Genomic DNA, 24,828 nt, shown 5'->3' with positions numbered 1-24,828 from the left:
GTGTAATTTTTTATACTAAAATAGCTACTGTAATTAACAGAAAATTTGCTGAAAAATGAAAGGCGTGTCGAATTTGATTGAAACTGTCGTATTTGATATCGATGATACAATTTACGATCAACAAGAACCATTTCGAAAAGCAGTCCAAAAATTGTTTCCTTTAGTTACTGAAGAAGATATGCTCCCGCTTTATACCCGTTTTCGTGTGCATAGTGATGCAAACTTTAACAAAGTCATTACTCAAGAATGGACACTGGAGTATATGCGTTCTCATCGTATCAGTCAATCATTAAAAGATTTGGATTATCCGCATATTACTGATGACGAAGCGCTGCATTTCCAAGAGGTTTATGAGGCTGAGTTAGATGCTATCACCATGCATCAAGAAGTTGAAAAAACGCTGGATTTTTTAAAAAGAAAAAAAGTACCCGTTAGTATTATCACCAACGGTCCAACGGATCATCAATACAAAAAGATTTTACAATTAGGTCTGTTGAATTGGGTCAATGAGGAAAACATCATCATCTCTCAAGCGACCGGCTATGAAAAACCAGACGTTGAAATTTTCGATTTAGGCAAGAAGCAGTTCTCCTTAAATCCTGAAAATTCTTTATATGTCGGAGACAATTTCAACAACGACGTGATTGGTTCAAAACGTGCTGGCTGGCAATCGCTTTGGCTCAACCATAGAAATCGACAATTACCAAAAGGAACAACCCAAATTCAAGACATAGAACTTAAATCATTTGATCAATTATTACCAACGTTTAAAACTATTTTTGCATCGTAGTTTCCCTCAAAACATTAGCTAATAGATAAAAAAGGATGTCGAAACCGTTTATGATTTCGACATCCTTTTCTTTTTTATTGATGGTCTTCGTCGTATTCCATCTTACGGTATTTCTCCATCTTCTTGCTAAACAAGACTCCGTTTGATGGTGGCGTGTAGGTGATTGCATTCGCTCCAGCTGTAATCGTTGCTTCGATCGTCTCTTCGTCAGGACCTCCAGTAGCAATGATTGGAAGATCTGGGTACATCTGACGAAAATGTCTCACTGCTTCGACTGTTTCTTTCCCAGCACTGATATTGATAATATCAACGCCGGCCGCCAATTTTTCTTCAATCTTAGAGTACTTTGATGTTACCGTAGCAATAACGGGGATATCCACTACATCGTTCACTGCTTCAATGGTTTCTACTGGCGTTGGACCATTTACGACAACCCCTAAGCTTCCTTGAGACTCTGCGAACATCCCCATATATGCAGACCGGGCGCCATGAGTCAATCCTCCTGCTACACCAGAGAAGACAGGAATATCTGCTGCTTCAATAATACTCTTAGTAATAGCCGGATGCGGCGTAAAAGGATAGACGGCAATGACCGCGTCCGCATCTGTATTTCGAATGATTGCAATATCCGTGGTAAAAATAATTGAACGGATTTTCTTACCGAAAATGATTATTCCAGAAGCTTTCTTGATTACTTTGGGTACACGTACGATATCTTGCCGTAATTCTGTCATAATTTCAGGCACATTGTTTTCTGACATTAAACCATCTCCCTAACGTATTTCTTAAATTAATTTTACTATGAATGATCGTATCTATCCAAGTTATACGTTTCAATCACGGATATAATTTTATTTGCATAATCGGGATCTGTCGCATACCCAGCAGTTTGCAATGCTTGAGCCGCCTGTTTATAATCCGTCGCTGTTAAAACACCCGCGTAAAGTTGAGGATTCCAATTTGTCCCATTTACAAAAAGCATGGTATGGTCATCTAAGGATTCTTCCCATGTAGAATAAACTTTAAAATCTCCTTGGATAGTAATCCACTGCTCATTCATATATTCCTTTGTTTCAAGGCTGATTTTTGGTTGATTTCCAGAGGCTTTAATACCAAATAGATTTTTGTATTCACCTGCCAATTGTGATTGTCCCCAATTAGACTCTAGAATAGCTTGACCTAAGATGATACTTGGCAGGACACCATAGCCTTGTTGCAATTCCTTCGCATGTGGTGCCAGCTTTTCAACAAATTCTTGCCGAGACAAATTTTCTTCCTTTTGAGTATCCTCTACGCCAAAATCTGATAGTGAATGTAAAGAAAAAACGAAAGCTACCCCAATAATCAAGATTCCCGCAAAAATCAGCGGGATCGATAGATTGGACTTCCGTTTTTTATAATTTTTCTTAGGCATAATGCCTCCTTATTTAGCTGATAACTGTTTCAAAAATTCTTCTAAAGTTAAATGATGTTCCGTGATATATTCCGCATTTTCCTTGCCTACATATCGAATATGCCACGGCTCATACGTGATACCAGTGATGTCTTGGCGATCTTTTGGATAGCGAATGATAAATCCATATTTTGGTGCGTTCTCAGCGATCCATTTTGCTCCAGGTTGATCCCCGTAAGAAGCATCTAATACTTGAGTTGAATAGGAGTTATACCAATTTTGATCGACGATATCTACTGCAAGACCAGTATGGTGCTCACTATAGCCAGGTTCGGTAATGGTTTCCTTGGTTTTCGCAGTTGCTTCTTCTTCGCTCATCCCATTACCACTCACCAATCCATTGACATTTGTCTCAAAAACCTCTTTTTGAGACTCCACAGAACGAAATGCTGAGACGATGACTAAAGGGAATCCTGCTTTTGTTGCCGCTTCGGAAAAAGCTTCATAATCTTTCGCGATGCGACTGTCGACTTGATGACTGTTATCTGATAATGTAGCCAACTGACTTTCAGGAACTTCATTCTCTATTTTATTTTTTGGGCCTACTAACACAAGATTCCAATCTTTTGCATTAGAATCAGGCAACGCTTTTTGCACAGCATTTTTCTTCTTAGCAGCCGTTTTCTTTTCGAATGAATAGGTCGTTGCCGTCGCTTTTTGAGCATCTGTCTCGGCAGGTGCACTATAAAAAAGTGAATACGCGGTCATTCCGATCATAATTATAACTGAAAGTAGTCCTACTGTTTTTTTCAATTTAAAAATCCTCTCGTTAATCGTCTAATGACGTGTATGTTTCCGTTAACTTTTCGTTTACCCAGTCAAGCAGTGCGGTTTTCTTGTGTGCACTGGCAATTTGATTTTGAATATGTGCCGGCAAACGAAAACTCAGTATATCACTATAGCCCCAATTGTCATAATCAATCGTTATACGTAAATCGATATAATCATGATTCTCTTCTTCATTTTTGTTTTTGAATGGGATCATTTCGACTTGGGCCAATCCGCTGGCAATCCACTGCTGCGCAATAATCGTCTTCATCTCACGATATTCGGCAACTGCCGTCGGGCGCTTTTCGGGGAACAAAAACGTTTGTCGAATGACTTTTTGACTTAACATCCATTCATAATCACTGAATAAGTTTTTGATTTTTTGATTTGCTTCCGGTGATAAATTGTTCTGACCAGCCTTCCACTGTTGCCATTGAACGTCATTGACTCCTAAGTAATCTTGATAAAAATCTTGTTCTGAATGAAATTGTTCAAAAATCGCACTCATTACTAAATCCAAATAAATTTGATTCACGAAAAATCCCTCCTTATCTATTCTACTGATTTTTCAGAAAAAATACACCACTTTGGCAAATGGATTGAACTATTTTAATATTTACTGCTATAATTTGAGAAAAGCTTCAATCTTTTTTCTATTTTTATACACACTTCATCAAAAAATAAGTTGAACACGGCTTTATTTAATTGATAGTTCAACTTGCAAAATTAAAAAGAGACTATCTTAGGAGGACCAATATGACAGAATTACAATGGGGAATCGTTGGCCTTGGCGATATCGCACACGATTTTGCTGAGAATTTTAATCAAACTACGAGCAGCTTGACTGCTTGTGCTTCACGGACGCTTGAAAAAGCAGAAAAATTTGCAAAAGAATATGGCATCGCGAAGGCTTATGGTAGTTATCAAGAAATGTTGGCTGATGAAGCTATCTCTATTATATATATAGCTGTGCCAAATCGCCAACATCATCAACATATTATTCAAGCTTTAGAGGCTGGAAAACATGTATTATGCGAAAAGGCGATCACTATGACCCTTGCTGAACTACAAGAAGCGATTGCGTTAGCCGAAAAGAATCAATTGATTTTGGCAGAGGCAATGACAATCTTTAACATGCCTTTGTACCAAGAACTTCATACGTTAATGGACAGTGGGAAATTAGGAAAATTAAAAATGATTCAGGCTCCTTTTGGAAGCTATAAAGATCCTGATCCTACCAACCGCTTTTTCAATCCAGAATTAGCCGGCGGAGCATTACTGGACATTGGGACCTATGCCGTTTCATTTGCACGGTGGTTCATGTCTGAGCAGCCAACCGTGATCGCCTCAACGATGGTTCCTTTTTCCACGGGTGTAGATGAACAATCGGTAACGATTTTACAAAATGAGAAACAAGAGCTTGCCTCGATCAGCTTAACTTTCCAAGCGAAAATGCCTAAAAAAGGAATCGTTGCTTTTGAAAATGGCTACCTTACTGTCGAAGATTATCCACGCGCTGATAAAGCGGAACTAGTTTTTAACGATGGAACAAAAGAATGGATTGAATCTGGCTTTACCAGTAATGCCATGAACTATGAAATTGAGAACATGGTTCAAATGATTCAAGGAGAAAGACCAAATAAGTCCCTCTTTTTCACGAAAGATGTGATTGACATTCTAGATCAGATGCACCAAAAATGGCAAATAGAGAAATAATTTCGAACAAAAGGCATTGATTAGTAGATGCCTTTTGTTTTTTTGCCAAATTTCGGCTAAACTATTAGATATAAAGAAAAGAAAGTGGGAGGGAAAATTGCATATTGGTCGTTTTCGTTTAGGAATGCGAACGATGAAAACTGCATTAGCTGTTATGCTGTGCATTCTATTATTCCACGTAACAGATCGTGGATCACCGTTGATCGCCGCGTTAGCTGCTGTTTTTTCTCTGCGTCAAGATTTGACTACCAGTATATCATTTGGCCGTTCACGCGTTTTAGGAAATTCGTTAGGAGGATTATTGGCGTTAATTTTCTACTACGTACAAGCCTTTTTTAACAATGAATTTTTCGTAGAATTATTTGTCTTACCACTATTTGTTATCTTAGTCATCGTAGTTTCTGACGGAATCAATAATAACTCAGGAATCATTTCAGCGATCGCTACCATGCTGTTGATCGCTTTGAGTATTCCTCAAGGGGAATCCTTTCTTTACGCGCTAAATCGCGTTTTGGATACATTTATTGGAACAATCATAGGCATTTCCTTGAATGGTGCGATCACACCCCAATCAAATGAGAGGGAAAAACAAATAAAAGAAGATTTAGTGGAGCTGAGAAAAAAAGAAGCAGACTTGAATAAAATGCTCTATGATGTACGAAAACAAATAAAGGACCATTCTCTTAAATGAGTCTGGTCCTTTATTTTATCCGCTTAAGTGGATGGTCCCGGATAAAAAAGAATTTGTTGATCATGTAGAAAATCTATGTTTTGAAAAATTACCATTGAATATCTTCAATTGATTGAGGGGCATCATTTAATTCTTCACTGCGTACACGTGCATCATTGATCCGAATGACACGATCTGCCATTGGAGCGATCGCTGAATTATGCGTTATGATCACAACTGTTGTCCCATTGTCCCGAGCCGTGTCTTGAAGAATCTTTAAAATTTGTTTTCCTGTTTCAAAATCTAACGCTCCTGTCGGCTCATCACATAATAATAGTTTTGGTCGCTTTGCTAATGCTCGCGCAATGGTTACCCTCTGCTGTTCACCGCCAGATAATTGGGCAGGAAAATTATCCATCCGTTCCCCCAGTCCAACTGAATGCAACACTGACTCAGGCTCTAATGCATCGGTAACGATCTGAGAAGCCAGTTCAACATTTTCTTTAGCCGTCAAATTCGGAACTAAATTGTAGAATTGAAAGACAAATCCCACATCATTTCTCCTATACGTGGTCAATTCTTTATCGCTAAAAGCAGCAATGTCTGTCCCATCGACAATGACTTGCCCTTCATCACAATTATCCATTCCACCTAATATATTAAGCACAGTCGATTTTCCTGCACCACTTGGGCCGAGAATGACTGCTACCTCACCTCGTTCAATTGAAAAATTTATTTTTTCATTGGCCTTGATGACGGTTTCGCCCATTTTGTAATGTTTACTCTCATCAATCACCTGAATATATGACACACAGCGTTCCTCCTCATTATTCCACGCTAATCATAATAGCGGCTTCTTTTCCATTTAGTTTAACATAACCCGAACAAAAGCCAACGAAGGATGCCATAAGCCAGCAAAAATAATCGCCCAATTTTAATAATTAAAATTGAGTTGTTGTTTAGGAATGCTTTCTTTCACAGGCTTCAAAAAAAGCTTTCATTATCGCCTGATTTACCGATGTTGTTGCTGAAAAGAATTCAGGATGCCATTGGACCCCTAAAGCAAAACTTGCTTTAGGAATGAACACTCCTTCTGCTAGTCCGTCAGGGGATAAAGCAGTTACCTTCAATTCCTTCCCCAATTTCTTTATTGCTTGATGATGATAACTATTTACTCCTAAATAATGTCTCTCTAAAATTTTATGAAGCAGACTGTTTTCAATTAATTCCACTTGATGCTGTGTTCGATTATAAGGAGCTTCCATATGGTGATCCAGATTCATCGTTTGAGGATTATCGCTCATTAAATCTTGGTAGAGAGTTCCGCCAAGGAAGACATTCAGCAACTGCACCCCTCTGCAAATAGCCAAAAAAGGCTTGTCACGCACAATCACTTCTTCCATAAGTTGGAATTCCATTTCATCTCTTAGCTGATTTACTTCGCCACAAGCATCTGTTGTTTTTTCATTATATCTTGCAGGTGCGATGTCTTGTCCGCCAGTAAAAATAAACCCATCGCATAGGGACAAAAAAGGTTGCCATGTTTCTTTGTTCGCTGTAAGTGGCAATATTAACGGAATACCTCCATTTTCTTCAACGAGATTGAGATATCCTGGAAGCATCCAAATACTTTCATGTACTTCGTCATATAAGGGCAACACACCGATTATTGGTTTCATAAAATTCCTCCTATGATGTTTTTCATTCAGGTTACCTTCAAACAGTAAAAGACTTTGATAAAAATTTTACCATAAAAAAACTCGATCATCAGATGACGATCGAGTAAGGGAATTATTTTTTAAGCATGGTAACGTTCTTTACCATCTAAGTATGTCGCTGCAAGTTCCATATTAGGTTCTAAAACAATAAAGTCTGCTGCACGGCCTTCGGAGATCATGCCGCATTTATCATCAATTTTACAGCTTACTGCTGGAACATAAGAGGCCATCATAATCGCTTGTTCTGGAGTGGCAATATCCCAATCCACGACATTTTTGATTGCTTCTTTCAATTTCAAAATACTACCAGCCAAATTACCAGATTCAAGACGAGCAGTTCCTTCTTTTACAACTACTGGAAATTCACCTAAATTGTAGTTGCCGTCTGGCATGCCGCCTGCCATCATACAATCAGTAATCAACGCCACATGATCATGCCCTGCCTTTTCCATTAACACTTCGGCAGCTTGCGGATGAACATGATGACCGTCACAGATCAACTCTGAAAAGACATGCTCTAAGGTTAATAACGCACCAACCATCCCAGGTTCACGATGATTTAAACCGCGCATACCATTGTACGCATGGACGAAAACACTTGCTCCCGCTTCAACAGCCTCTTGCGCTTCTTCCAATGTTGCATTTGAGTGTCCTAATGAAACAACTACGCCTTCATCAGTCACTGTTTTCACGAATTCTTTGACGCCTTTACGTTCAGGAGCTAAAGCGATTTTTTTGATCAAGCCGCCTGAAGCTTCCTGCCATTCGTGGAAGGTATCCAAATCTGGATCACCAAAATAGCTAGGGTTTTGCGCGCCCTTGTGTTCTTCTGTAAAGAAAGGTCCTTCAAAATAAATACCTTGTATTTTTGCACCTTCGACATCTTGATAAACATTGCCGATTGTTTCAGCAACATCCTTCAACCGCTCTTTTGTAGAAGTTAATGTTGTTGGCAAGAAACTTGTCACACCGCAAGATAGAAGTGCTTCAGACATCACTTTGATTCCTTCAGCATCATTGTCCATCACATCGTGGTTTTTATACCCATGAATATGTGTGTCTACAAGTCCAGGAGCGATCCATTTTCCACTTTGGTCAATGATCTCTGCGCCTTCTGGTTTTTCCTTCGTATATGTTCCAAAAATGCCATCAGTGACATCTAAATAGCCTGTGCCCTTCACACCAGAGTTTAAAAAGAATTTGTCAGCATAAATAAATGTTTTCATTGTGAATTCTCCCTTTTTTCATAGTAACTTAAAGTTACTCCTGAATCCTCAATAAGTCAAGAATGGTGTAGACCATTTTACAGATCTTTTATTTTTTCCAAAGCGCGTAGCATTTTTCTATAATTGATTACCGTATGAAGGTCATCTCGTGCCTCCAACATAAGAATTTTTAATTCGACCAATTCTTTTAATTTATAATAGCTGCATTGCTGACGATTCCATTTCAACCCAATATCCACGACCTTCTCAGCCAAGTCAAAACGTTCCTGTTTAACTAAAAACGTTCCATAATTAACAAAAAGATTGCTTAATTCACTTCGCTCCGAATAATCCGCCATCATCGTTTGGAATAGTTCAAAGCTTTGATTGTAATAGCCTTGCGCCTCATTCATTTGACCCAAAATAGAACACATCTTCCCAGCAAAACTCAACAGTAAGATTCGACTATCAAAATAGCCATCATATTTTTTGGATACACAAATTGAAAGGCCAAGATTTATTTTCTCCAAAGCAGTATGTGGGTCACCATCAATAAAATAGGCACAAACCCCTTTAAAAAAGCAAGCCAATTGACGGTCCTTATCAAGATGAGTGATTTGGCGTTCATCTAAATAATCTAATGTTGTTCGAATCTCAAGATACTTCCCAACGCGCAAATACATAAACATCTTGTTAAAATATTTTCGCAAAAATAATTCCTCAGGTAAAAAATCAAGCATCAACTGGTCAATGGTAATTCCAAGACGGTGACAAAGCTGCTGGATTACAATAATATTGGGAATTTCTTCATCGTTCTCAATTCGACTCAAAACACTCTGGGAACAGATTCCTTGAGAAAGATCTTTTTGTGTCATGCCGTGTTCTTTTCTGAACTCCTTTAAGACCTGACCGATCGCTACCATTGCCGCATCCTCCAAAATATGCAAATTCACATTTTCAATAATTTAATTTTATACGATGACTTCTTTACAAGCAACTTCTATGTTCGAAATCCATAAACAGAGTGAATCAAAATGATCTTAAATTAGCTATTCATCCTTTTTTAGATAAATTAATTCATCATGTATATAGCCTATACAAATTTGGAAACAAAAAAAGACAACAAACACTGTAAAAAACAATGTTTGTTGCCTTTTATGCGGCGAATGGGACTCGAACCCACACGAGATTGCTCTCACATGATCCTTAGTCATGCTTGTCTGCCAATTCCAACACCACCGCATAGAGCCTTTCTTATGATAGCGAGTCAGCATAAAAAAGTCAATAGTCTAAACAATCGTTGTATCGTATACATATATGATCATTCCTTTAAGTCCGGCAATTCCTCGAAAAAATTTTTTATCTTCTTGTTTAAGCCAAACTTCTCGGAATAGGAAAAAGTCTTCCCGGGAAACTTCAAATCTCTCAATTTCTCCAGCCCGCAATTGACGAATTTTTTCTTCAAATGGATTCATGTTTCCTTCTCTCCCATCATCGTAAAACAACAGAAGAATGCCTGGAGGCACCTTCTGTCTTAATCATGAAAATATTTGCTGTTTTCAATTTGTGAATTGTCCTCTTGCATAATGCCTCGTAAAGAACGATCTAAACGTTGTCTAGAATTCTTTCTTTCAATCACTGGCTGCTTTTCGTCATTTTCAGATGCAAATAATAGATACGACTGTTTTGCCTTTTCCATTCGCTGCATGAGTTCCCTTGGGTGAACTGCATTTTCCGGTTCATCAGGGATCAATGAAGAAGGGACATATTTAGGAGCAAAGGGTGTTGCGCTGCGTCCGTTTCGAGAATTGAACGTAGCTTTAGGCTTGACTGTTTCTTTTGGCTTCCGTTCTTCAAATAGATTCACTTTTTTAGATTCTCTATGTTCATTCTCATACATCGGCAAATTCGCTTTATGATGATCGAGTTCTCTGCGTGGTTCTTCATCTAAGTTCACACGCCGTACACGTTTTACTTTCGAAATTGGACGTTCAAAGATATCTTTTGCTTCTAATCGATAACTCGTGATTAAGTCATCCTGACCATCAAACAATACCCGCTGATTGGTTTGAACTAATTTGACCCCTGCCTCATCATCAAATGCAGGAAAACGACTCTTTTTTCTGCTATACGTTTGCATAAAATCATCCTTATTGTTCTGATATAGCATAGTTTAGCACAAATACTAAAAAAATGCTTTTAAATTATGACTAACAAGAACTTGTACCTATCAGATTGAACCGGAGACAAATAAACTTCCATTTGGTGCCAATACTTCGTCCTCTAGAATACGATCGAGCACTTCATAATCTCCTTGATACGCAAGAGGACTTGATAATTCTCCTATTTTGATGTGCTGCTCATGCTCGGATAAGTTAAGTGCATAAATTACATACGAATGATCCAAATAGCGAATGATCCCAAAAATTTGCTGCGCTTGAGAATAGAACGGGAAGAAATGACCCTTTTTCAAAACATCATATTTTTTTCTTCTTTCTACCCATTTTTGACAGTTTTTAAATAGATTTGAGTCTATCGATTGCCAAGGGAAAAACTTACGATTGTCTGGGTCTTTCCCTCCTGTCAAACCAGCTTCGTCTCCATAGTAAACACAAGGGATACCTGGCATCATAAACATTAGTCCCCATGCCTGATCCATTGCTTCAACAGAACCGTTCAGCATAGTTAAAATACGCTCAGTATCATGTGTGCCAATATTGTTTAATTGATTGTAGTAGAAATCAACGGGATAATTTTCTTGGTAACGCACCATTTCTTCGCAAATATCCTTCAATGATCGTGAATGTTTTAGTAAATCTAAAATTTGCTGACGTAACGGGTAGTTCATGACCCCTTGCAAATGATCGCCAAAAACATATTTTCTCCGCGTATCATAAGCAACCTTATTCGACGCATCCTCCCAAACTTCACCTATTAGAACTTTTTCTTGATATGCCAAGAGATTTTTACGAATGCCTGCAATGAAATCATCTGTTAATTCATCCGCCACATCTAAACGCCAGCCATCCACGCCCATTGATGTCCATTTAGACAGGACGCTGTCATAATCACCATAGATGAATTCTTGAAAATGAGGATTCTCTTTTTTCACCTCTGGAAGATCAGCCACCCCCCACCATGCTTTGTAATCGTCTGGATAATGATTAAAAGTGAACCAATCAAAGTATTTACTGTCGGGATTTTTAGCAGCTCCTACAGTCTCGCCATAAAAACCAGACTTGTTAAAATACAAACTGTCCTTTCCTACATGGGAAAAAACACCGTCCAACAAAATCGCAATCCCTGCTGTATGCAGAGCAGCTATTAAACTACGAAAATCTTCCTCTGTCCCCAAAACACTGTCTACTTTGAAATAATCATTTGTGTCGTAGCGATGATTCGACGTTGCTTCAAATATTGGATTTAAATATACCGCAGTGATTCCCAATTCTTTTAAGTAGGGTATTTTCTTTTCAATTCCTTTAAAATTACCGCCAAAAAAGTCCCATCGCACGATCTCATTTTTTTCATTTCTAATGTAATAGGGCGTATCTTCTTCTGTTCCATAAATGAATGAATTTTTTTTGGGCTGATTGATTTTCCGATCTGCGTTCCCATTTGCAAAACGATCGGGAAAAATTTGATAGAAAACAGCGTCGCGATACCAGTTAGGAGCTGTCTCTGGTTTTTGATAACAAGTCAACTGGTAAGGAATAACCTCATTCTCCGCCCCATAAATTTGCCCTTCACCACCGTTACCATTGAATCCATAATACTGAACAGTTTCGTACCCTTCAGATTCATGAATGATTTTAAAGTAGTAAAAATACAGTCCCCAGCCTTGGTCCATTGTTGTTTGAAAGTGAAATCGATCCTCGGGAACAGCCTCCATAGGGAAAATTTTCTGTCCTGCAGAACTTCCTTCTTTACGGACGATCAAAAAAACTTTTGCTTGTTTTTGTTCTGGGACGGATATCCAAATATCGACTTTTGTCCCTTCCTGAACAGCCCCAAAAGGTCGTTTATATCTTTCTAGCCAAGAATTAAAGTAAATATGAGTCATGTTGGATCACTCCTCGATCATCTTCGTGAGCAAAAACGGGTTCAATTTGCCAAATGTCTTCTGCATAACGCTGGACAGTACTGTCTGAAGAAAAACGTCCGGCATGAGCAATGTTATTTAGACTTATTTTTTGCCAGCGGCGTTTATCTTTATACGCCTCATTAATCGATTCTTGTGCCAGACAGTAATCTTCAAAATCGCGTAGTACAAAAAATTCGTCGTTGTATTTAATGAGTGAATCAAATATCTCTTGACCCTCTGCGAATATATTTGGAATTGTTCCATCGATTAATGCCTTCACTACTTTGTGTACATTGGCATTTTCTTTGTAAATATTCGTCGCTGAATAATTCTTATTTTCATAGTATTGATAAACTTCCGATTCCGTCAATCCAAAAATAGCGATATTTTCATCTCCCACTGCATCACGAATCTCGACATTTGCGCCATCCAGCGTAGCAATTGTCACTGCGCCATTGAGCATCAATTTCATATTTGAGGTTCCTGAAGCTTCTTTTGAGGCCAATGAAATCTGCTCACTCACATCCGCTGCCGGAATAATTCGCTCAGCTAAGCTAACGTTATAATTTTCTAAAAAGACTATTTTTAGTTTATCTTTAATCGTAGTATCCTGATTAATCAAACTAGCGACCTCATTGATGACCTTGATAACAGACTTCGCATAATGGTAGCTAGGTGCTGCCTTTGCTCCGAAAATAAAGACCCGGGGTTCAATCGCTCTCTCTGGATCTTCCTTAAGATCCAAATATAGTTTTATGATGTGGAGTAAATTCAACAATTGTCGCTTATACGCATGCAATCGTTTAATTTGGACATCAAAAATCGCATGAGGATTCACTTCAATATTACAGTGTTCCTGAATATAGCTGGCCAGGCGTTTTTTATTCTCTAATTTTGCTGATGCTAGAGCTTCGAGCACTTGATCATCTTCTTCATAATTCAAAAGTAAGCGTAGATTCTTTGGCTGTTCTCGCCAAGAATCTCCAATTGTATCGTCTAACACTTTGCTCATCGTCGGATTAGCAAGCTGTGTCCAGCGGCGCATAGCGATACCATTTGTTTTGTTATTAAAACGAGCTGGATAAATACGGTAGAAATCGTGCAGAACTACTGACTTCAATAAATCTGAATGCAATTTGGCTACACCATTTGTTGAGTGAGAACCGATGATTGCAAGGTGGGCCATGTGTACCTGATCGCATTGAATGATTCTGGTTCGCTGAATTAAATCAAAGTCATGGACCCCCGTCATTTCTTCCACAAAGCGTCGATCAATTTCTTCGATGATTTGATAAATTCTAGGACAAACACTTTTCATCATACCGATTGACCATTTCTCCAAGGCTTCTGCCATGATTGTATGGTTGGTGTAACTCATTACTTCCTGGGTTAAGTTCCAAGCACGTTCCCAACCTAGTTTTTCATCATCAATCAAAAGCCGCATAAACTCAGCTACACACATCGCTGGATGGGTATCATTAATATGGATCGCAATATATTGATTGATTTTATCCATTGGTTTTTTCAGTTGCTTGTAATAACGCAAGATACTTTGAACACCGGCTGATACAAAGAAATACTCTTGTGATAAGCGCAGTTTTCTCCCTGCTTCACTAGAATCATCCGGGTATAAAACGGAAGTGAGGTCCTCTACTGCACGCCGATCTTCAATACTACGATAGCGATCCTCTTCTTCTGGCGGAATTTCAACCGACCATAAGCGCATTGTATTCACAATGTCATTCTTATAACCAACCATTCCGGTATCGTAAGGAACGGCTCTTAAAAGCATGCCATCTTGATAAATAGGTGTCAGATTGCCGTATTCATCTGGACTTAAGTAAACATCTCCGCCAATTCGCACATCTACTGCTTTGCTCTCTTTTCGAACTTCCCATAAGTTTCCTTTTTGAAGCCACTCATCTGGCAATTCAACCTGATAATTATCAACAAAACGCTGCTTGAATAGACCATACTCATAGCGAATACCGTTCCCATTTCCAGGTAATCCAGTTGACGCGATGGAATCCATAAAACATGAAGCTAAACGACCTAAACCGCCGTTTCCGAGGGCCATGTCAGGCTCTACTTCCGCCAAATCATTTAAATGAATGCCTAATTCTGCTAATCCTTCGCTCACCATCTCTAACCAGCCCATATTTAAAAGGTTGCTTTTTAGCATCTTCCCTGGCAAGAACTCGATCGAAAAGTAGTACGCTTGCTTCTGTTCCGCTTCACGATAATCTTTCCATGTTTGCTGCCAGCTTTGGGAATACTCTGAAGTCATCAATGAGCCTAGGGTCTGATATAATTCATCTGGTGATGCATCTGCGACATCCATGGCGAATTTTTCTGCCAAACGACGACTGAATTTCTTTTTAAATTCTATTTTATTCATTTTCTCATCTCCAACCTATGCTTTCATAAAATTGACTAATAATTACTATCTACAATACATCATTTCAACGAAACAATGATAGAAAAAGCCAAAATCCATAGCCTAAGGCTTTAGATTCTGGCTTTTTCGAATCCTACATTTGCTTGTATAGTTCTAAATATTGTTTACTGGATTCATTCCAGCTAAAATCTCGAGTCATCGCTTCTTCCATCAACTCTTTCCAAATATCTTGATGTTCTTGATAAAGAGTAATAGCTTGTTTCATCGCATTCATCAGATAGAACGATTCAAAATCATTAAATCCAAAGCCCGTTCCCTCATTTGTTATTGGATTGTACGGCTGGACTGTATCCTTTAATCCGCCGATCTCGTGTACGATTGGCAAAGTTCCATAGCGCATAGAGATCATTTGAGATAATCCGCAAGGTTCAAATGCTGACGGCATTAAGAACATATCCACCCCTGCATACACTTTTTGAGCCAACGTGACATCAAAGGCTATATGAATACTGGTTTTTTGAGGATATCTCTCACCGAAATGAACAAACTGATTTTCAAAATCTGGATCTCCCGTCCCGATCAACACTAATTGCACATCGAACTGCATAAGGTTTTCCATTTCTTGCAATAACAGATGAAACCCTTTTTGATACGTTAGACGACTCACGATACCTATCACAGGAACCTCTGGTCGAACAGGCAATTCTAACAGCTTTTGCAGCTGTACTTTGTTTTCAATCTTTTTATCCAAATGATTTTTATCATAATTAGCAAAAAGAGCTGGATCAGTTGCTGGGTCAAATGCTTCGTAGTCAATACCGTTCAATATTCCATGCAGCTTCCCGCTTTCCATGCGTAAAATCACATCTAAACCCGCTCCGAATTCAGGTGTTTTAATTTCTTCAGCATAAGAAGGGCTAACTGTCGTTACGCGATCCGCATAAAGAATCCCTGCCTTCATAAAATTCACGCAATTATTAAAACGTATGGTTCCATCGTCGTACCGCTCGCCTCCCATATCAAATAAATCATACAAGACTTCGCGGCCATATTGACCTTGAAACTCAATATTGTGAATTGTTAAGACTGTTCGTATGTCACTGAACTTCTGTATCCAGCGATACTTTTCCTTCAATAAAAAAGGAATGAACGAGGTGTGATAATCATTTACGTGCATCACATCAGGAATAAAGTCGATTTTTTCCATTAATTCAATCACCGCTTGTTGATAGAAAGCAAAGCGTTCTCCGTCATCAAAATACCCGTATAATTCTGGACGGTCGAAATAATAAAGGTTGTCTAGAAAATAATAATCGATCTCATTCAAGCGAAGATATTTCACACCACAATATTGTTTGCGCCAACCAACGTGTACATCAAATGAAAACAAGTCTTGCATCTGTTCTTTATACCGTTGGGCCATCTTTGTAAAAAATGGCAGTACAACTTTTATATCTGTTCCTTTTTCTTTCAGCGCCTTTGGCAAAGCCCCTGCAACGTCACCCAATCCCCCTGTTTTGAAAAAAGGAGCACATTCAGCTGCTACAAATAATGTTCTCAAGCTTATTCGCCTCCGTATACATCGCTTAATACGTGTGTATTTTTCTTAATTACTACAGGTTTTTCAGCTGAACCGATGATTTTTACGCCTGACTCTACTACGACATTTTTATCCAAAATTGCGTGTTTGATGAACGCATTTTCACGAATAGTACAACTGGCCATAACTATTGAATCTGAAATATCAGCACCTTTTTCAATTACCACACTTCTAGAAAAAAGAGAGCTGTGGGCTTTTCCATCAACAATACACCCTGTTGCAAATTGGCTGTTCGTTACTTCTGATGAAGGTGAATAATACGTTGCAACCTCATTTTTTAATTTTGTATAGATTTTTTGTTTTGAATAAAGCAATGAAGTGAATTTTTTAGGATCAAGCATTGACATATTCGCATCATAATAAGATTTAATATCAAAAATATTACTTAAATAACCCGTATATTCATAAGCAGAGGTTTTCACTTTACTCATAATCATTGTCAAAAAGTCTAAAATAGCGACTGGACCACCATTTTTTTGCCCTTCATTCAATGCATCAATCATCCAATCCGTCCGACAGACAAATATCTTCATGCCAAGATTCAGCATTTCGTCCCCAGTCGTGTCTTCCAAGAAATTATGATGTCCTTGGACAATCCCATGATTATCTACTTCGATGATTTCATCTTGTCGATAAATATGATCTTTGGACATTTTTTTATAGACGACGGTCATAACGCTATCGCTTTGTTGATGAATTTTCAGCACTGCTTCTAAGTCGATGTTGCAGAGCATACGATTCCCCATAAAGACGGTATATTCTGATTTTGACTTATTCAAATAGTCGATTACAGATTCAAAGTACGGACGACCTTCTGCTTTCTTTTTTAAGAAATCCTGATAAAAATGGATAAAATAGCGACTATCAACACTATCCAAATGCCATTCACGGCCACCGCCAATATGATCGAAAACAGATTTTGTTGTTCCTTGATTAAAGACCATATAGACAGATTTAATATTGGCATTAATTGCATTCGACAGATTGAAGTCGATCAGACGATACTTGCAATCGAAAGGCAGCGTTGCTAGTGGTCTTTTTTCAGTTAAAGGTAATAATTCTGGGCATTCGTATACATTCCCCATAATGGCACACATTTTATTCGCTCTCACTTGTCAACACTCCAATCACTTCTGAATATCCCACAACCGCGATTTCATCTGATCCATCAACGACAGCATCGTCTCCGATAATTGCATTTTCTCCGATGATCGCTTTCGTAATTTGTACATTCTTGCCAATTGTTGCACCAGGCATGATTACACTATCAATGACTTTTGCACCTTCTTTGACTTGAACATCGTTCGACAAAATACTATGCTCCACTTTACCAGCGACATAACAGCCATCAACAACTAATGAGTTCTTTACATCTGCGTTTTCCGTCAAGAAATGTGGTGGAGAAATTGTATTTTTTGCTAGAATACGCCAGTTTTTATCGCGAATATTTAGGCTATGACCCGGATCGATAAATTCCATACTTGCTTCCCAAAGCGAATCAATGGTACCGACATCTTTCCAGTAACCGTCAAAACGATAGGCAAAAACATTTTCGCCGCTTTCGAGATACGCCGGAATAACATGTTTACCGAAATCCAACATTTGATCATCTTTTTTATAGCTGTTTAACAGGACACTCCGTAAACGACTCCAGTTAAAGATATAAATACCCATCGAAGCTAAGTCACTCTTAGGCTCCTCCGGTTTTTCTTCAAACTCAATAATCCGATCGTTATCATCCGTATTCATGATACCGAAGCGGGAAGCCTCATCAATAGGGACTTCGATCACAGCAACTGTCAATGAAGCATTGTTTGCTTTATGATCCTCCAACATAGACTCATAATCCATTTTGTAAATATGATCCCCTGATAATACCAGAACGTATTGCGGGTCCATTTGATCGATATAATCCATATTTTGATAGATAGCGTGCGCTGTTCCTTCAAACCATTTACTTCCATCATTGCTTGAATACGGCTGTAGGATAGTGACGCCAGAATTAAGTCCATCAAACCCCCAGCTGGAACCATTGCCAATATGATTGTTTAGTGCGAGTGGTTGATACTGTGTTACTACACCGACATTGTTGATCCCTGAATTGATACAATTACTTAATGTAAAATCGATAATCCGATAGCGACCGCCAAAAGGGACAGCAGGTTTTGCAATTTTTTGTGTAAGTTTGCCTAAGCGAGAACCTTTCCCGCCGGCTAAAATCATTGCTAATATCTCTGTTTTCATTTTATTTGATGAAGGACTTTCCTTCATCGACCTCCCCTCTATTTCTTACGTATATTAATTGACTCTGGTTTTAAAATAATTGCTCCTAAGGCAGGGACTGTCGTTTTAATCGACTGTCCGTACTCTTTAAATTCAATTGATTCACTTTGACAATCTGCGTTGTGTTTTGTCCATGTTCCGCCAAATTCTTCCATTTCTGTATTCCAAACTTCAGTATAAGCTCCTGGGTATGGAACACCGATACGAAAATCTCTACGTTCAATTGGGGTCATATTCAAAATGACAATCAAGAAATCTTTCTTTCGTTTTCCTTTGCGAATGAATGACAAAACGGACTCCTCGGTATTATCTGCATCAATAATTTCAATTGTTTCATAGGAATCTTCCATTTCCCATAAAGCCGTTTGTTTTTTGTAAAAATGATTTAGTTCTGAAGTGAACTGCAACATTGAATGATTCTTCGCATCCTTCAAATCTTCCCACTCTAAACCTTCGTCAAACTTCCACTCTAGAAACTGCCCCCATTCACCACCCATAAACATTAATTTTTTCCCTGGGTGGGTCATGAAGTACGTGTACATATTTCTTAACTGGGCAAATTGCTTGTACCGATCTCCCCACATTTTATGCATCAGGCTCTTTTTACCATGAACCACTTCGTCATGTGACAGCGGCAATATAAAATTCTCCTGCATCATGTACATGAATGAAAAAGTAATCAAGTTAAAATTGTCTTTTCGGTATACTGGGTCCATCTCATAAAAACGCAAAATATCGTTCATCCATCCCATATTCCATTTGAAATCAAAGCCTAAAGAACCGCTTTCGATCATGCCAGTCACTGGAGTTTCAGAAGAGCTTTCTTCCGCGATCATCACTACGTTGGGATGTGCTAATTTAATTACAGCATTCAATTTTTGTAGAAAATAATAGCCTTCAAAATTACGATTTCCGCCCTCATGATTCGGCGTCCATGGACCGTCATCATAGTCCCGATAGATCATACTGGAGACCGCATCCACACGAAAGCCGTCAATATGAAACATCTCGATCCAAAACATTGCACTGGAAATCAGAAAGCTTTGAACTTGTGGTTTCCCGAGATCAAAGTTAATCGAACCCCAACGATTGTTTTTCGCCCGATCAGAATCCGTATATTCAAATTGAGAGGTGCCATCGTAATAAGGCAACGTGTCATCGTTGATACAATAGTGACCAGGTACCCAGTCAACGAATACACCAATGTTATTTAGATGACAAGCTTCGACAAAATCTTGAAATTCTGCTGGTGAACCATAATATGAACTAAACGCAAAATACCCAATCAATTGATATCCCCAAGATCTGCCTAACGGATGCTCCATTAGCGGCATAAATTCAATGTGAGTATAATTCATGCTAACTAAATATGGGATGAGCTCCTCTTTTAACTCCGTGAAACTATAAGGGGTGCCGTCTTCGTGATGCTTCCAAGAACTCGCATGAACCTCATAAATACTCATAGGTCGTTTAAAAGCATTGGAACGCTTACTGCGCCCTCGCCAAAGACCATCTTTCCATTTTTTTTCAGGGAAAGTATATAGTTCTGCGGCATCTCCAGGCCTTTTCTCAAATCGAACAGCAAAAGGATCAATCTTTAAAATTTCTCGACCATTTGCCTGTTGCACTTTGAATTTGTACAATTCTCCTTCTTTCGCACTGTTCGTGAACACTTCCCAAATCCCACTATCTTCGTCTTTCTTCATCGGGAGATCTTGCCAATCGTTAAAATCACCTACTAGAGATACTGCTAATGCGTTGGGTGCCCATACTCGAAAAACGTAGCCGTCCTGCACTTGATGCGCTCCTAATAAATGTTGCGCATAAAAATTCTCGCCAGACAAAAATGTTCTCTTAGCATCTTCCACATGTTGCGTTCCAACTTGATTATAATTTTCCATGAGAACCACCTTTTCAAATGAACGGCGAAGCGTCCTTAGATTACATTTCGATGTGCAAAGTCTAATAATAAAAACATTCTTTGTTCTATTATAATAACACAAAGACTTAACAAACAACTCGTTAAGCGTTCTATTATTCTGACTCCACATTATTAAATGTCCCTACCTAATATTATATTATAATAAGAATTAAAATAGAAGACAAAAATTTCAATTCCTTAAAATAATTCAATTTTTCTCCAAAAAATAACAATCATTATATATATTTTTCGCTTTTTTGACCACTAACAAAAAAAGATTTTAATCTTTTTTTCCTTCTATTTGCGTTTTAGAAAAATAATCGTTAGGCTAGTACCCATAGAAAAAAGAATTGGATAAATGATTGACTATAGAATAAATCACATGAATTTGGAGGTTTTATAATGATTGACATAAAAATGCTGCTGATGATCTTTGTTATCAACTTTTCCTACGTCACCTTAAACACCCTTCGATTTATGCTCACGATGAAGGGCTACCGAGTATTGGCCCCATTGATGAGTATGGTTGAGATCACGATTTACATTCTTGGACTGTCGATGGTATTGAACCGTTTAGACAATCCTCTTAATTTACTTACTTACGCTTTAGGCTATGCTATTGGCATAAGCGTCGGGATCAAGATTGAAGACAAGTTAGCACTTGGCTATATTATGGTTACTGTCATTTTGCCGACAAATACAGACCAAGAAGCGAGCTTACCACGTATTCTTCGTAACAACGGCTATGGGGTCACACAATCCTACGGTGAAGGACTAGAGGGTGGACGAATGGTTCTTGAAATCTTATCGCCTCGTAAAACAGAACGAACCCTCTATGCGTTGATAAAAGAAGTCGAAGACAGAGCCTTTATCATTTCCTACGAACCCAAATATATTTCTGGCGGATTTTGGACAAAAAAAGTGCGTAAACGTCAAAAAAGCAGCATGAAGCCTTAACTTCATACTGCTTTTTTCCAAATAAAACGGATCAATTCATTTTTCAACTCCGCGCTTTTCGTAATTGATGAGTGTCCTGCGCCTTTCACAATTAATTCTTGATAACTTTTAGCATGCTTTTTAAATAGTAACCGTAACGCAAATGCACTATGTGTCGAAACGGAGCCATCGCTAGCGGATCCGTCGCCTAAATCTCCAGCGACGCTTAACACGTTTAAATTTGACGGCAGTTTATTCATCGCCTTATCAAAGTATTGATAAATCGGGGTTTCGCCAGTGGGCCCCCCATCAGTCATTTCATAAGCAAATACATCCTCTGTATCTTCAGCAATTTCTAGATCATTAAACGGTGCCGAAATTGCGACAAACCTTTCTACTGAAGGCGTTCTATCTCCTGCATATTCCAACAAGTATCGAAGAGAAGAGACACCTCCCATTGAATGGCTCACTAAGTTTACTCTCGTAATTTTTTGTTCGTATAAATAGCGCATCACTTTATCAATCCATTGACTTTGAGTGATTTCATCTGGAACATCTTTTGAAAAAAGAACCATAATTGTCGGATTATCATTCATATTCTTTAACTTGCCTTCTACAGACAACTTGCCGTCCGCCTGAACAACAATCGTCATTTCACGTTTTGCAATGTTGTCTCTTTCAAGTTGACGAAGTAATGGACCAAACGAAAAAGAGTTTCCTTCGTAACCATGTATAAAGACTGTTGGTACATTGGAATAATGAACGTCTTTCTGCTTAGGCAAGGTTCCAGGTCCAAAATATCGGAACTTCGCATAATAAATGCCTCCGAAAACCAATAAGAAGCTAATAACTAAAATGATGCCTTTTATGATTCGCTGCATGGATCAGGACCTCTTTTTTATCAAATATGTAAAACTTTTTTGCTCCTTCAATAAAGAATCCGCTAGTTGACGCGCAAAGAAAAATTGCAAGTCCTTAGTCATTTCTGCTGGAAAAGGAACTGAAGGAACGTTCTCAAACACCGGCACAATCACTTGCCAGTCAGGATCAGAAGTTATCGTTTGACTTGTTAATAGACTTTGAAGAAAAATTGAATCGCGACGCGGTTTTTTTCCTGAAATTACTCGTTCAAGAATCAACTCCAATTGATTTGTAAAAAATTCAGCATGAACGTCTCCGATTAATTTAGCTAAATTTGGAAATAGTGCAGGTTGGTCGATATGCTCAAAATAGTTTGGTAATGTTTCTGGCAACTCTCCACCACGATTAATAGTCACTAATCGAACGTTTTTACTGTCTAACCTTTCACGCGTTGGCATCGGAAAATCCACTGCAAGAACCTTATCTACTTCATCACTCCAAAAATTTTCTCCCAGCCAAACCAAAAGTTCTTCTCTTGAGAACTTGGTTGCATATTCCTGAATAAAGTCATTGATTTCTTTATTTAACGGATACTCCTTTGTTATCTCTAAACGAAAATAATATCGCCGATCTTTCCTTGAAATAAAACCATTATCAATTAAAAAATCCAAATGCTTATCCAAATGTTTCATATCAGGGAATTTTTTCCGGATTTCTCTTAAAATCACGGGTTCATGTAATTGCTCAAAATAATTGAGTAATTTCTTTACTTCTAATTGCCCAACTATTTGTTCCGTCTTTCTATTATTTGTATAGATTTGCATAGCTTCCTACTTTCTTGAATGGATATCTCCATGATTATATTCCTATTTGAAAATTTCCACAAAAAAGTGGACTTACAAAAGTCCACTTTACATACGTTAATTTATTTTTCAAATGCTTCCGTCAATTGAGGAACGATTTGTTTCTTCCGTGATACTACTCCTGGTAAGAAAGCACGGTCATTTTCAAGCTTCACCTGAAATGCTTCTGTGACCATTTCTCTCGGCTCTCCTGCTACCAAAAGTTCCGAATCAGAATCCAATACATTCGTAACAAGCAATAAGAATAGATCATATCCGTTTTTGACGTTTTCTTCTAACATAGCATCCCGTAGCGCTTCCTGACGTATAAACACTTCTGCAAGATCAACAGTATTTACTTGAGCAATACGAACTGTTTTGTCAGCCATCGGGAATGACTTAGCATCTAAGTCTAACAATTCTGCTTCTGTTTTAGTGCCTAAGTTCGTTCCTGCTTTTAATAAGTCAAGTCCATAACTATTTAAATCGACTCCTGAAACTTCAGCTAATTCGTTAGCTGCATCAATATCTTCTTGCGTGCATGTTGGTGATTTGAATAGCAACGTGTCAGATACAATTGCTGATAACATCATACCTGCAATTTTCGCTGGAACAGCAATATTGTTTTCTTTATAAAGCTTTAAAACAATCGTAGATGTACAGCCCACAGGCTCCGCACGGTAGTAAAGAGGATTTGCTGTTTGGAAATTTGCGATCCGGTGATGATCCACTACTGCCAATATATTTAATTCTTCAATATCAGCGGCACTTTGCTGGAATTCATTATGGTCGACTAGCATAACGTCACTTGCTTCAACTGCCATTTTTTCTACCACACGAGGAGCCGTCAAACCGAAGTGGTCCAAAGCGAATTGCGTCTCTTCATTTGGCGTTCCTAGCGCCACTGCTTCTGCATCGACACCTAATTCTTTTTGTAAGTTGGCGTAAGCAATCGCTGCTCCGATTGCATCTGTATCCGGATTTTGATGTCCAAAAATTAAAACTTTTCCCATAGTTGATTCGCTCCTTTAAATAGGTTCTTCTTTATCATATCAAAAAAAAGCAAAAGAGCAACCAGATGCTGCCTTTTTCAAAAATAATACCTGTAATTTTCAATCTATTAACTATTTACATAAATAAAAAGGACAACAATTTCTCTTGTCCTTTCCCTTCAAGTTATCTAATTTTTACGTTTTAAATAGCCTTTGTAATCCTCTGTATGCAATAATTTTTTTGCATTTTCTACACGATCATCTGTTGGTGATTCGATGCCTTCTAAGGGATATTTTAGTCCCATCTCTTCCCACTTATACTTACCCATCGTGTGATAAGGCAAAATTTCTACTTTATCAACATTATTCAAGCTCTTAATAAATTTATCTAATCGAATTAAAAATTCGTCGTAGTCACTTCTAAAAGGTACTAATACATGTCGAATCCAAACAGGCTTATTAATATCTGAAAGATATTTCGCCATCTCTAAAATATTGTCATTGGTGTGACCAGTTAACTCTTTGTGTTTTTGATTATCAATTTGTTTAATATCGAATAAAATTAAATCAGTGTATTCCATTAATTCTTCA

Annotated in this window: 23 protein-coding genes, 1 tRNA gene and 1 pseudogene; 4 read left to right on the top strand and 21 right to left on the bottom strand. The window is 38.2% G+C overall.

Annotated elements, in window-relative coordinates:
* The first annotated feature begins 55 nt into the window (after nt 1-55).
* Entirely contained in the window at nt 56-790 is a 735-nt protein-coding gene (locus A5868_RS06500; protein WP_086304258.1) for an HAD family hydrolase, read from the top strand.
* 74 nt (nt 791-864) lie between these two features.
* Here the strand turns inward: A5868_RS06500 and A5868_RS06495 are convergent, their stop codons facing one another.
* From A5868_RS06495 to A5868_RS06480, 4 genes are read right to left on the bottom strand one after another with little or no spacing between them, the layout of a single operon-like run.
* Nucleotides 865-1,551 carry a hypothetical protein gene (locus tag A5868_RS06495; protein WP_010780903.1) on the bottom strand — a complete coding sequence of 229 codons (687 nt, stop codon included), beginning with the start codon at nt 1,549-1,551 and terminating at the stop codon, nt 865-867.
* Between the two features lie 38 nt (nt 1,552-1,589).
* Nucleotides 1,590-2,204 carry a glycoside hydrolase family 73 protein gene (locus tag A5868_RS06490; RefSeq protein ID WP_087654092.1) on the bottom strand — a complete coding sequence of 205 codons (615 nt, stop codon included), beginning with the start codon at nt 2,202-2,204 and terminating at the stop codon, nt 1,590-1,592.
* A 9-nt stretch (nt 2,205-2,213) separates the two neighbouring features.
* Nucleotides 2,214-2,996 (bottom strand): M15 family metallopeptidase, encoded by a 783-nt coding sequence (locus tag A5868_RS06485; protein ID WP_086304260.1) that lies wholly within the window; start codon nt 2,994-2,996, stop codon nt 2,214-2,216.
* A gap of 16 nt (nt 2,997-3,012) precedes the next feature.
* Nucleotides 3,013-3,546 (bottom strand): hypothetical protein, encoded by a 534-nt coding sequence (locus tag A5868_RS06480; protein ID WP_010780906.1) that lies wholly within the window; start codon nt 3,544-3,546, stop codon nt 3,013-3,015.
* Between the two features lie 221 nt (nt 3,547-3,767).
* Here A5868_RS06480 and A5868_RS06475 point away from each other — a divergent pair, with 221 nt between their 5' ends.
* Both A5868_RS06475 and A5868_RS06470 read left to right on the top strand, forming a co-directional pair.
* Entirely contained in the window at nt 3,768-4,727 is a 960-nt protein-coding gene (locus A5868_RS06475) for a Gfo/Idh/MocA family protein (RefSeq protein WP_086304262.1), read from the top strand.
* Between the two features lie 97 nt (nt 4,728-4,824).
* Entirely contained in the window at nt 4,825-5,418 is a 594-nt protein-coding gene (locus A5868_RS06470; protein ID WP_010780908.1) for an FUSC family protein, read from the top strand.
* A gap of 88 nt (nt 5,419-5,506) precedes the next feature.
* Here the strand turns inward: A5868_RS06470 and A5868_RS06465 are convergent, their stop codons facing one another.
* The 13 genes from A5868_RS06465 to glgB form a co-directional block, all read right to left on the bottom strand.
* The gene (locus A5868_RS06465) at nt 5,507-6,208 is read right to left on the bottom strand and encodes an ABC transporter ATP-binding protein (RefSeq protein WP_086304264.1); all 702 of its coding nucleotides are present in this window, start codon (nt 6,206-6,208) and stop codon (nt 5,507-5,509) included.
* 148 nt (nt 6,209-6,356) lie between these two features.
* Nucleotides 6,357-7,076: a gamma-glutamyl-gamma-aminobutyrate hydrolase family protein gene (locus A5868_RS06460; protein ID WP_086304266.1), complete on the bottom strand. Its 720-nt coding sequence runs from the start codon at nt 7,074-7,076 to the stop codon at nt 6,357-6,359.
* A 119-nt stretch (nt 7,077-7,195) separates the two neighbouring features.
* Complete coding sequence (gene nagA, locus A5868_RS06455) at nt 7,196-8,341, bottom strand: N-acetylglucosamine-6-phosphate deacetylase (RefSeq protein WP_086304268.1); 1,146 nt, start codon at nt 8,339-8,341, stop codon at nt 7,196-7,198.
* A gap of 77 nt (nt 8,342-8,418) precedes the next feature.
* Nucleotides 8,419-9,243 (bottom strand): helix-turn-helix domain-containing protein, encoded by an 825-nt coding sequence (locus A5868_RS06450; protein WP_086304270.1) that lies wholly within the window; start codon nt 9,241-9,243, stop codon nt 8,419-8,421.
* Nucleotides 9,244-9,478: 235 nt separating this feature from the next.
* Nucleotides 9,479-9,562 (bottom strand) — tRNA-Leu (locus A5868_RS06445).
* A gap of 47 nt (nt 9,563-9,609) precedes the next feature.
* Complete coding sequence (locus A5868_RS06440) at nt 9,610-9,795, bottom strand: hypothetical protein (protein ID WP_010780913.1); 186 nt, start codon at nt 9,793-9,795, stop codon at nt 9,610-9,612.
* Nucleotides 9,796-9,854: 59 nt separating this feature from the next.
* Nucleotides 9,855-10,460 carry a hypothetical protein gene (locus A5868_RS06435; RefSeq protein ID WP_010780914.1) on the bottom strand — a complete coding sequence of 202 codons (606 nt, stop codon included), beginning with the start codon at nt 10,458-10,460 and terminating at the stop codon, nt 9,855-9,857.
* Between the two features lie 90 nt (nt 10,461-10,550).
* The gene (locus A5868_RS06430; protein ID WP_086304272.1) at nt 10,551-12,383 is read right to left on the bottom strand and encodes a glycoside hydrolase family 13 protein; all 1,833 of its coding nucleotides are present in this window, start codon (nt 12,381-12,383) and stop codon (nt 10,551-10,553) included.
* Nucleotides 12,364-14,802 carry a glycogen/starch/alpha-glucan phosphorylase gene (locus A5868_RS06425; RefSeq protein ID WP_086304274.1) on the bottom strand — a complete coding sequence of 813 codons (2,439 nt, stop codon included), beginning with the start codon at nt 14,800-14,802 and terminating at the stop codon, nt 12,364-12,366. The genes A5868_RS06430 and A5868_RS06425 overlap by 20 nt, the downstream gene beginning before the upstream one ends.
* 133 nt (nt 14,803-14,935) lie before the next feature.
* Nucleotides 14,936-16,363: a glycogen synthase GlgA gene (glgA, locus tag A5868_RS06420; protein WP_086304276.1), complete on the bottom strand. Its 1,428-nt coding sequence runs from the start codon at nt 16,361-16,363 to the stop codon at nt 14,936-14,938.
* 2 nt (nt 16,364-16,365) lie between these two features.
* A complete protein-coding gene (gene glgD / locus A5868_RS06415; protein ID WP_010780918.1) occupies nt 16,366-17,514 on the bottom strand; it encodes a glucose-1-phosphate adenylyltransferase subunit GlgD in 1,149 nt (382 codons plus the stop codon).
* Nucleotides 17,501-18,646: a glucose-1-phosphate adenylyltransferase gene (locus tag A5868_RS06410; RefSeq protein ID WP_044926495.1), complete on the bottom strand. Its 1,146-nt coding sequence runs from the start codon at nt 18,644-18,646 to the stop codon at nt 17,501-17,503. The genes glgD and A5868_RS06410 overlap by 14 nt, the downstream gene beginning before the upstream one ends.
* A 38-nt stretch (nt 18,647-18,684) precedes the next feature.
* Nucleotides 18,685-20,586 (bottom strand): 1,4-alpha-glucan branching protein GlgB, encoded by a 1,902-nt coding sequence (gene glgB / locus A5868_RS06405; RefSeq protein WP_086304278.1) that lies wholly within the window; start codon nt 20,584-20,586, stop codon nt 18,685-18,687.
* A 422-nt stretch (nt 20,587-21,008) separates the two neighbouring features.
* Here glgB and A5868_RS06400 point away from each other — a divergent pair, with 422 nt between their 5' ends.
* Complete coding sequence (locus tag A5868_RS06400; protein ID WP_010780921.1) at nt 21,009-21,563, top strand: DUF2179 domain-containing protein; 555 nt, start codon at nt 21,009-21,011, stop codon at nt 21,561-21,563.
* Nucleotides 21,564-21,565: 2 nt separating this feature from the next.
* Here A5868_RS06400 and A5868_RS06395 read toward each other — a convergent pair whose 3' ends face one another.
* The 4 genes and pseudogenes from A5868_RS06395 to pflA all read right to left on the bottom strand — a co-directional run.
* Nucleotides 21,566-22,423, bottom strand: coding sequence for an alpha/beta hydrolase (locus A5868_RS06395; protein WP_086304280.1), 858 nt, complete (start codon nt 22,421-22,423; stop codon nt 21,566-21,568).
* 3 nt (nt 22,424-22,426) lie between these two features.
* The gene (locus tag A5868_RS06390) at nt 22,427-23,227 is read right to left on the bottom strand and encodes a DUF1803 domain-containing protein (protein ID WP_086304282.1); all 801 of its coding nucleotides are present in this window, start codon (nt 23,225-23,227) and stop codon (nt 22,427-22,429) included.
* A gap of 101 nt (nt 23,228-23,328) precedes the next feature.
* The gene (locus A5868_RS06385) at nt 23,329-24,258 is read right to left on the bottom strand and encodes a manganese-dependent inorganic pyrophosphatase (RefSeq protein WP_010780924.1); all 930 of its coding nucleotides are present in this window, start codon (nt 24,256-24,258) and stop codon (nt 23,329-23,331) included.
* A 167-nt stretch (nt 24,259-24,425) separates the two neighbouring features.
* A pseudogene (gene pflA, locus A5868_RS06380) lies at nt 24,426-24,828 on the bottom strand (pyruvate formate lyase 1-activating protein); the annotation flags it as partial.

Source organism: Enterococcus sp. 12F9_DIV0723, from assembly GCF_002174375.1.
In the GTDB taxonomy this organism is placed as follows: domain Bacteria; phylum Bacillota; class Bacilli; order Lactobacillales; family Enterococcaceae; genus Enterococcus_A; species Enterococcus_A gilvus.
The sequence above is the reverse complement of the archived record's forward strand: the minus strand, read 5'-3'. Positions and strand labels throughout refer to the sequence as shown.

Excerpts from the sequence above, each read along its gene's own strand:
- A5868_RS06500 (WP_086304258.1), top strand. The coding sequence starts at position 56 with ATGAAAGGCGTGTCGAATTTGATTGAAACTGTCGTATTTGATATCGAT.
- A5868_RS06495 (WP_010780903.1), bottom strand. The coding sequence starts at position 1,551 with ATGTCAGAAAACAATGTGCCTGAAATTATGACAGAATTACGGCAAGAT.
- A5868_RS06490 (WP_087654092.1), bottom strand. The coding sequence starts at position 2,204 with ATGCCTAAGAAAAATTATAAAAAACGGAAGTCCAATCTATCGATCCCG.
- A5868_RS06475 (WP_086304262.1), top strand. The coding sequence starts at position 3,768 with ATGACAGAATTACAATGGGGAATCGTTGGCCTTGGCGATATCGCACAC.
- A5868_RS06460 (WP_086304266.1), bottom strand. The coding sequence starts at position 7,076 with ATGAAACCAATAATCGGTGTGTTGCCCTTATATGACGAAGTACATGAA.
- nagA (WP_086304268.1), bottom strand. The coding sequence starts at position 8,341 with ATGAAAACATTTATTTATGCTGACAAATTCTTTTTAAACTCTGGTGTG.
- A5868_RS06450 (WP_086304270.1), bottom strand. The coding sequence starts at position 9,243 with ATGGTAGCGATCGGTCAGGTCTTAAAGGAGTTCAGAAAAGAACACGGC.
- A5868_RS06440 (WP_010780913.1), bottom strand. The coding sequence starts at position 9,795 with ATGAATCCATTTGAAGAAAAAATTCGTCAATTGCGGGCTGGAGAAATT.
- A5868_RS06435 (WP_010780914.1), bottom strand. The coding sequence starts at position 10,460 with ATGCAAACGTATAGCAGAAAAAAGAGTCGTTTTCCTGCATTTGATGAT.
- A5868_RS06430 (WP_086304272.1), bottom strand. The coding sequence starts at position 12,383 with ATGACTCATATTTACTTTAATTCTTGGCTAGAAAGATATAAACGACCT.
- A5868_RS06425 (WP_086304274.1), bottom strand. The coding sequence starts at position 14,802 with ATGAATAAAATAGAATTTAAAAAGAAATTCAGTCGTCGTTTGGCAGAA.
- A5868_RS06410 (WP_044926495.1), bottom strand. The coding sequence starts at position 18,646 with ATGAAAACAGAGATATTAGCAATGATTTTAGCCGGCGGGAAAGGTTCT.
- glgB (WP_086304278.1), bottom strand. The coding sequence starts at position 20,586 with ATGGAAAATTATAATCAAGTTGGAACGCAACATGTGGAAGATGCTAAG.
- A5868_RS06400 (WP_010780921.1), top strand. The coding sequence starts at position 21,009 with ATGATTGACATAAAAATGCTGCTGATGATCTTTGTTATCAACTTTTCC.
- A5868_RS06395 (WP_086304280.1), bottom strand. The coding sequence starts at position 22,423 with ATGCAGCGAATCATAAAAGGCATCATTTTAGTTATTAGCTTCTTATTG.
- A5868_RS06390 (WP_086304282.1), bottom strand. The coding sequence starts at position 23,227 with ATGCAAATCTATACAAATAATAGAAAGACGGAACAAATAGTTGGGCAA.
- A5868_RS06385 (WP_010780924.1), bottom strand. The coding sequence starts at position 24,258 with ATGGGAAAAGTTTTAATTTTTGGACATCAAAATCCGGATACAGATGCA.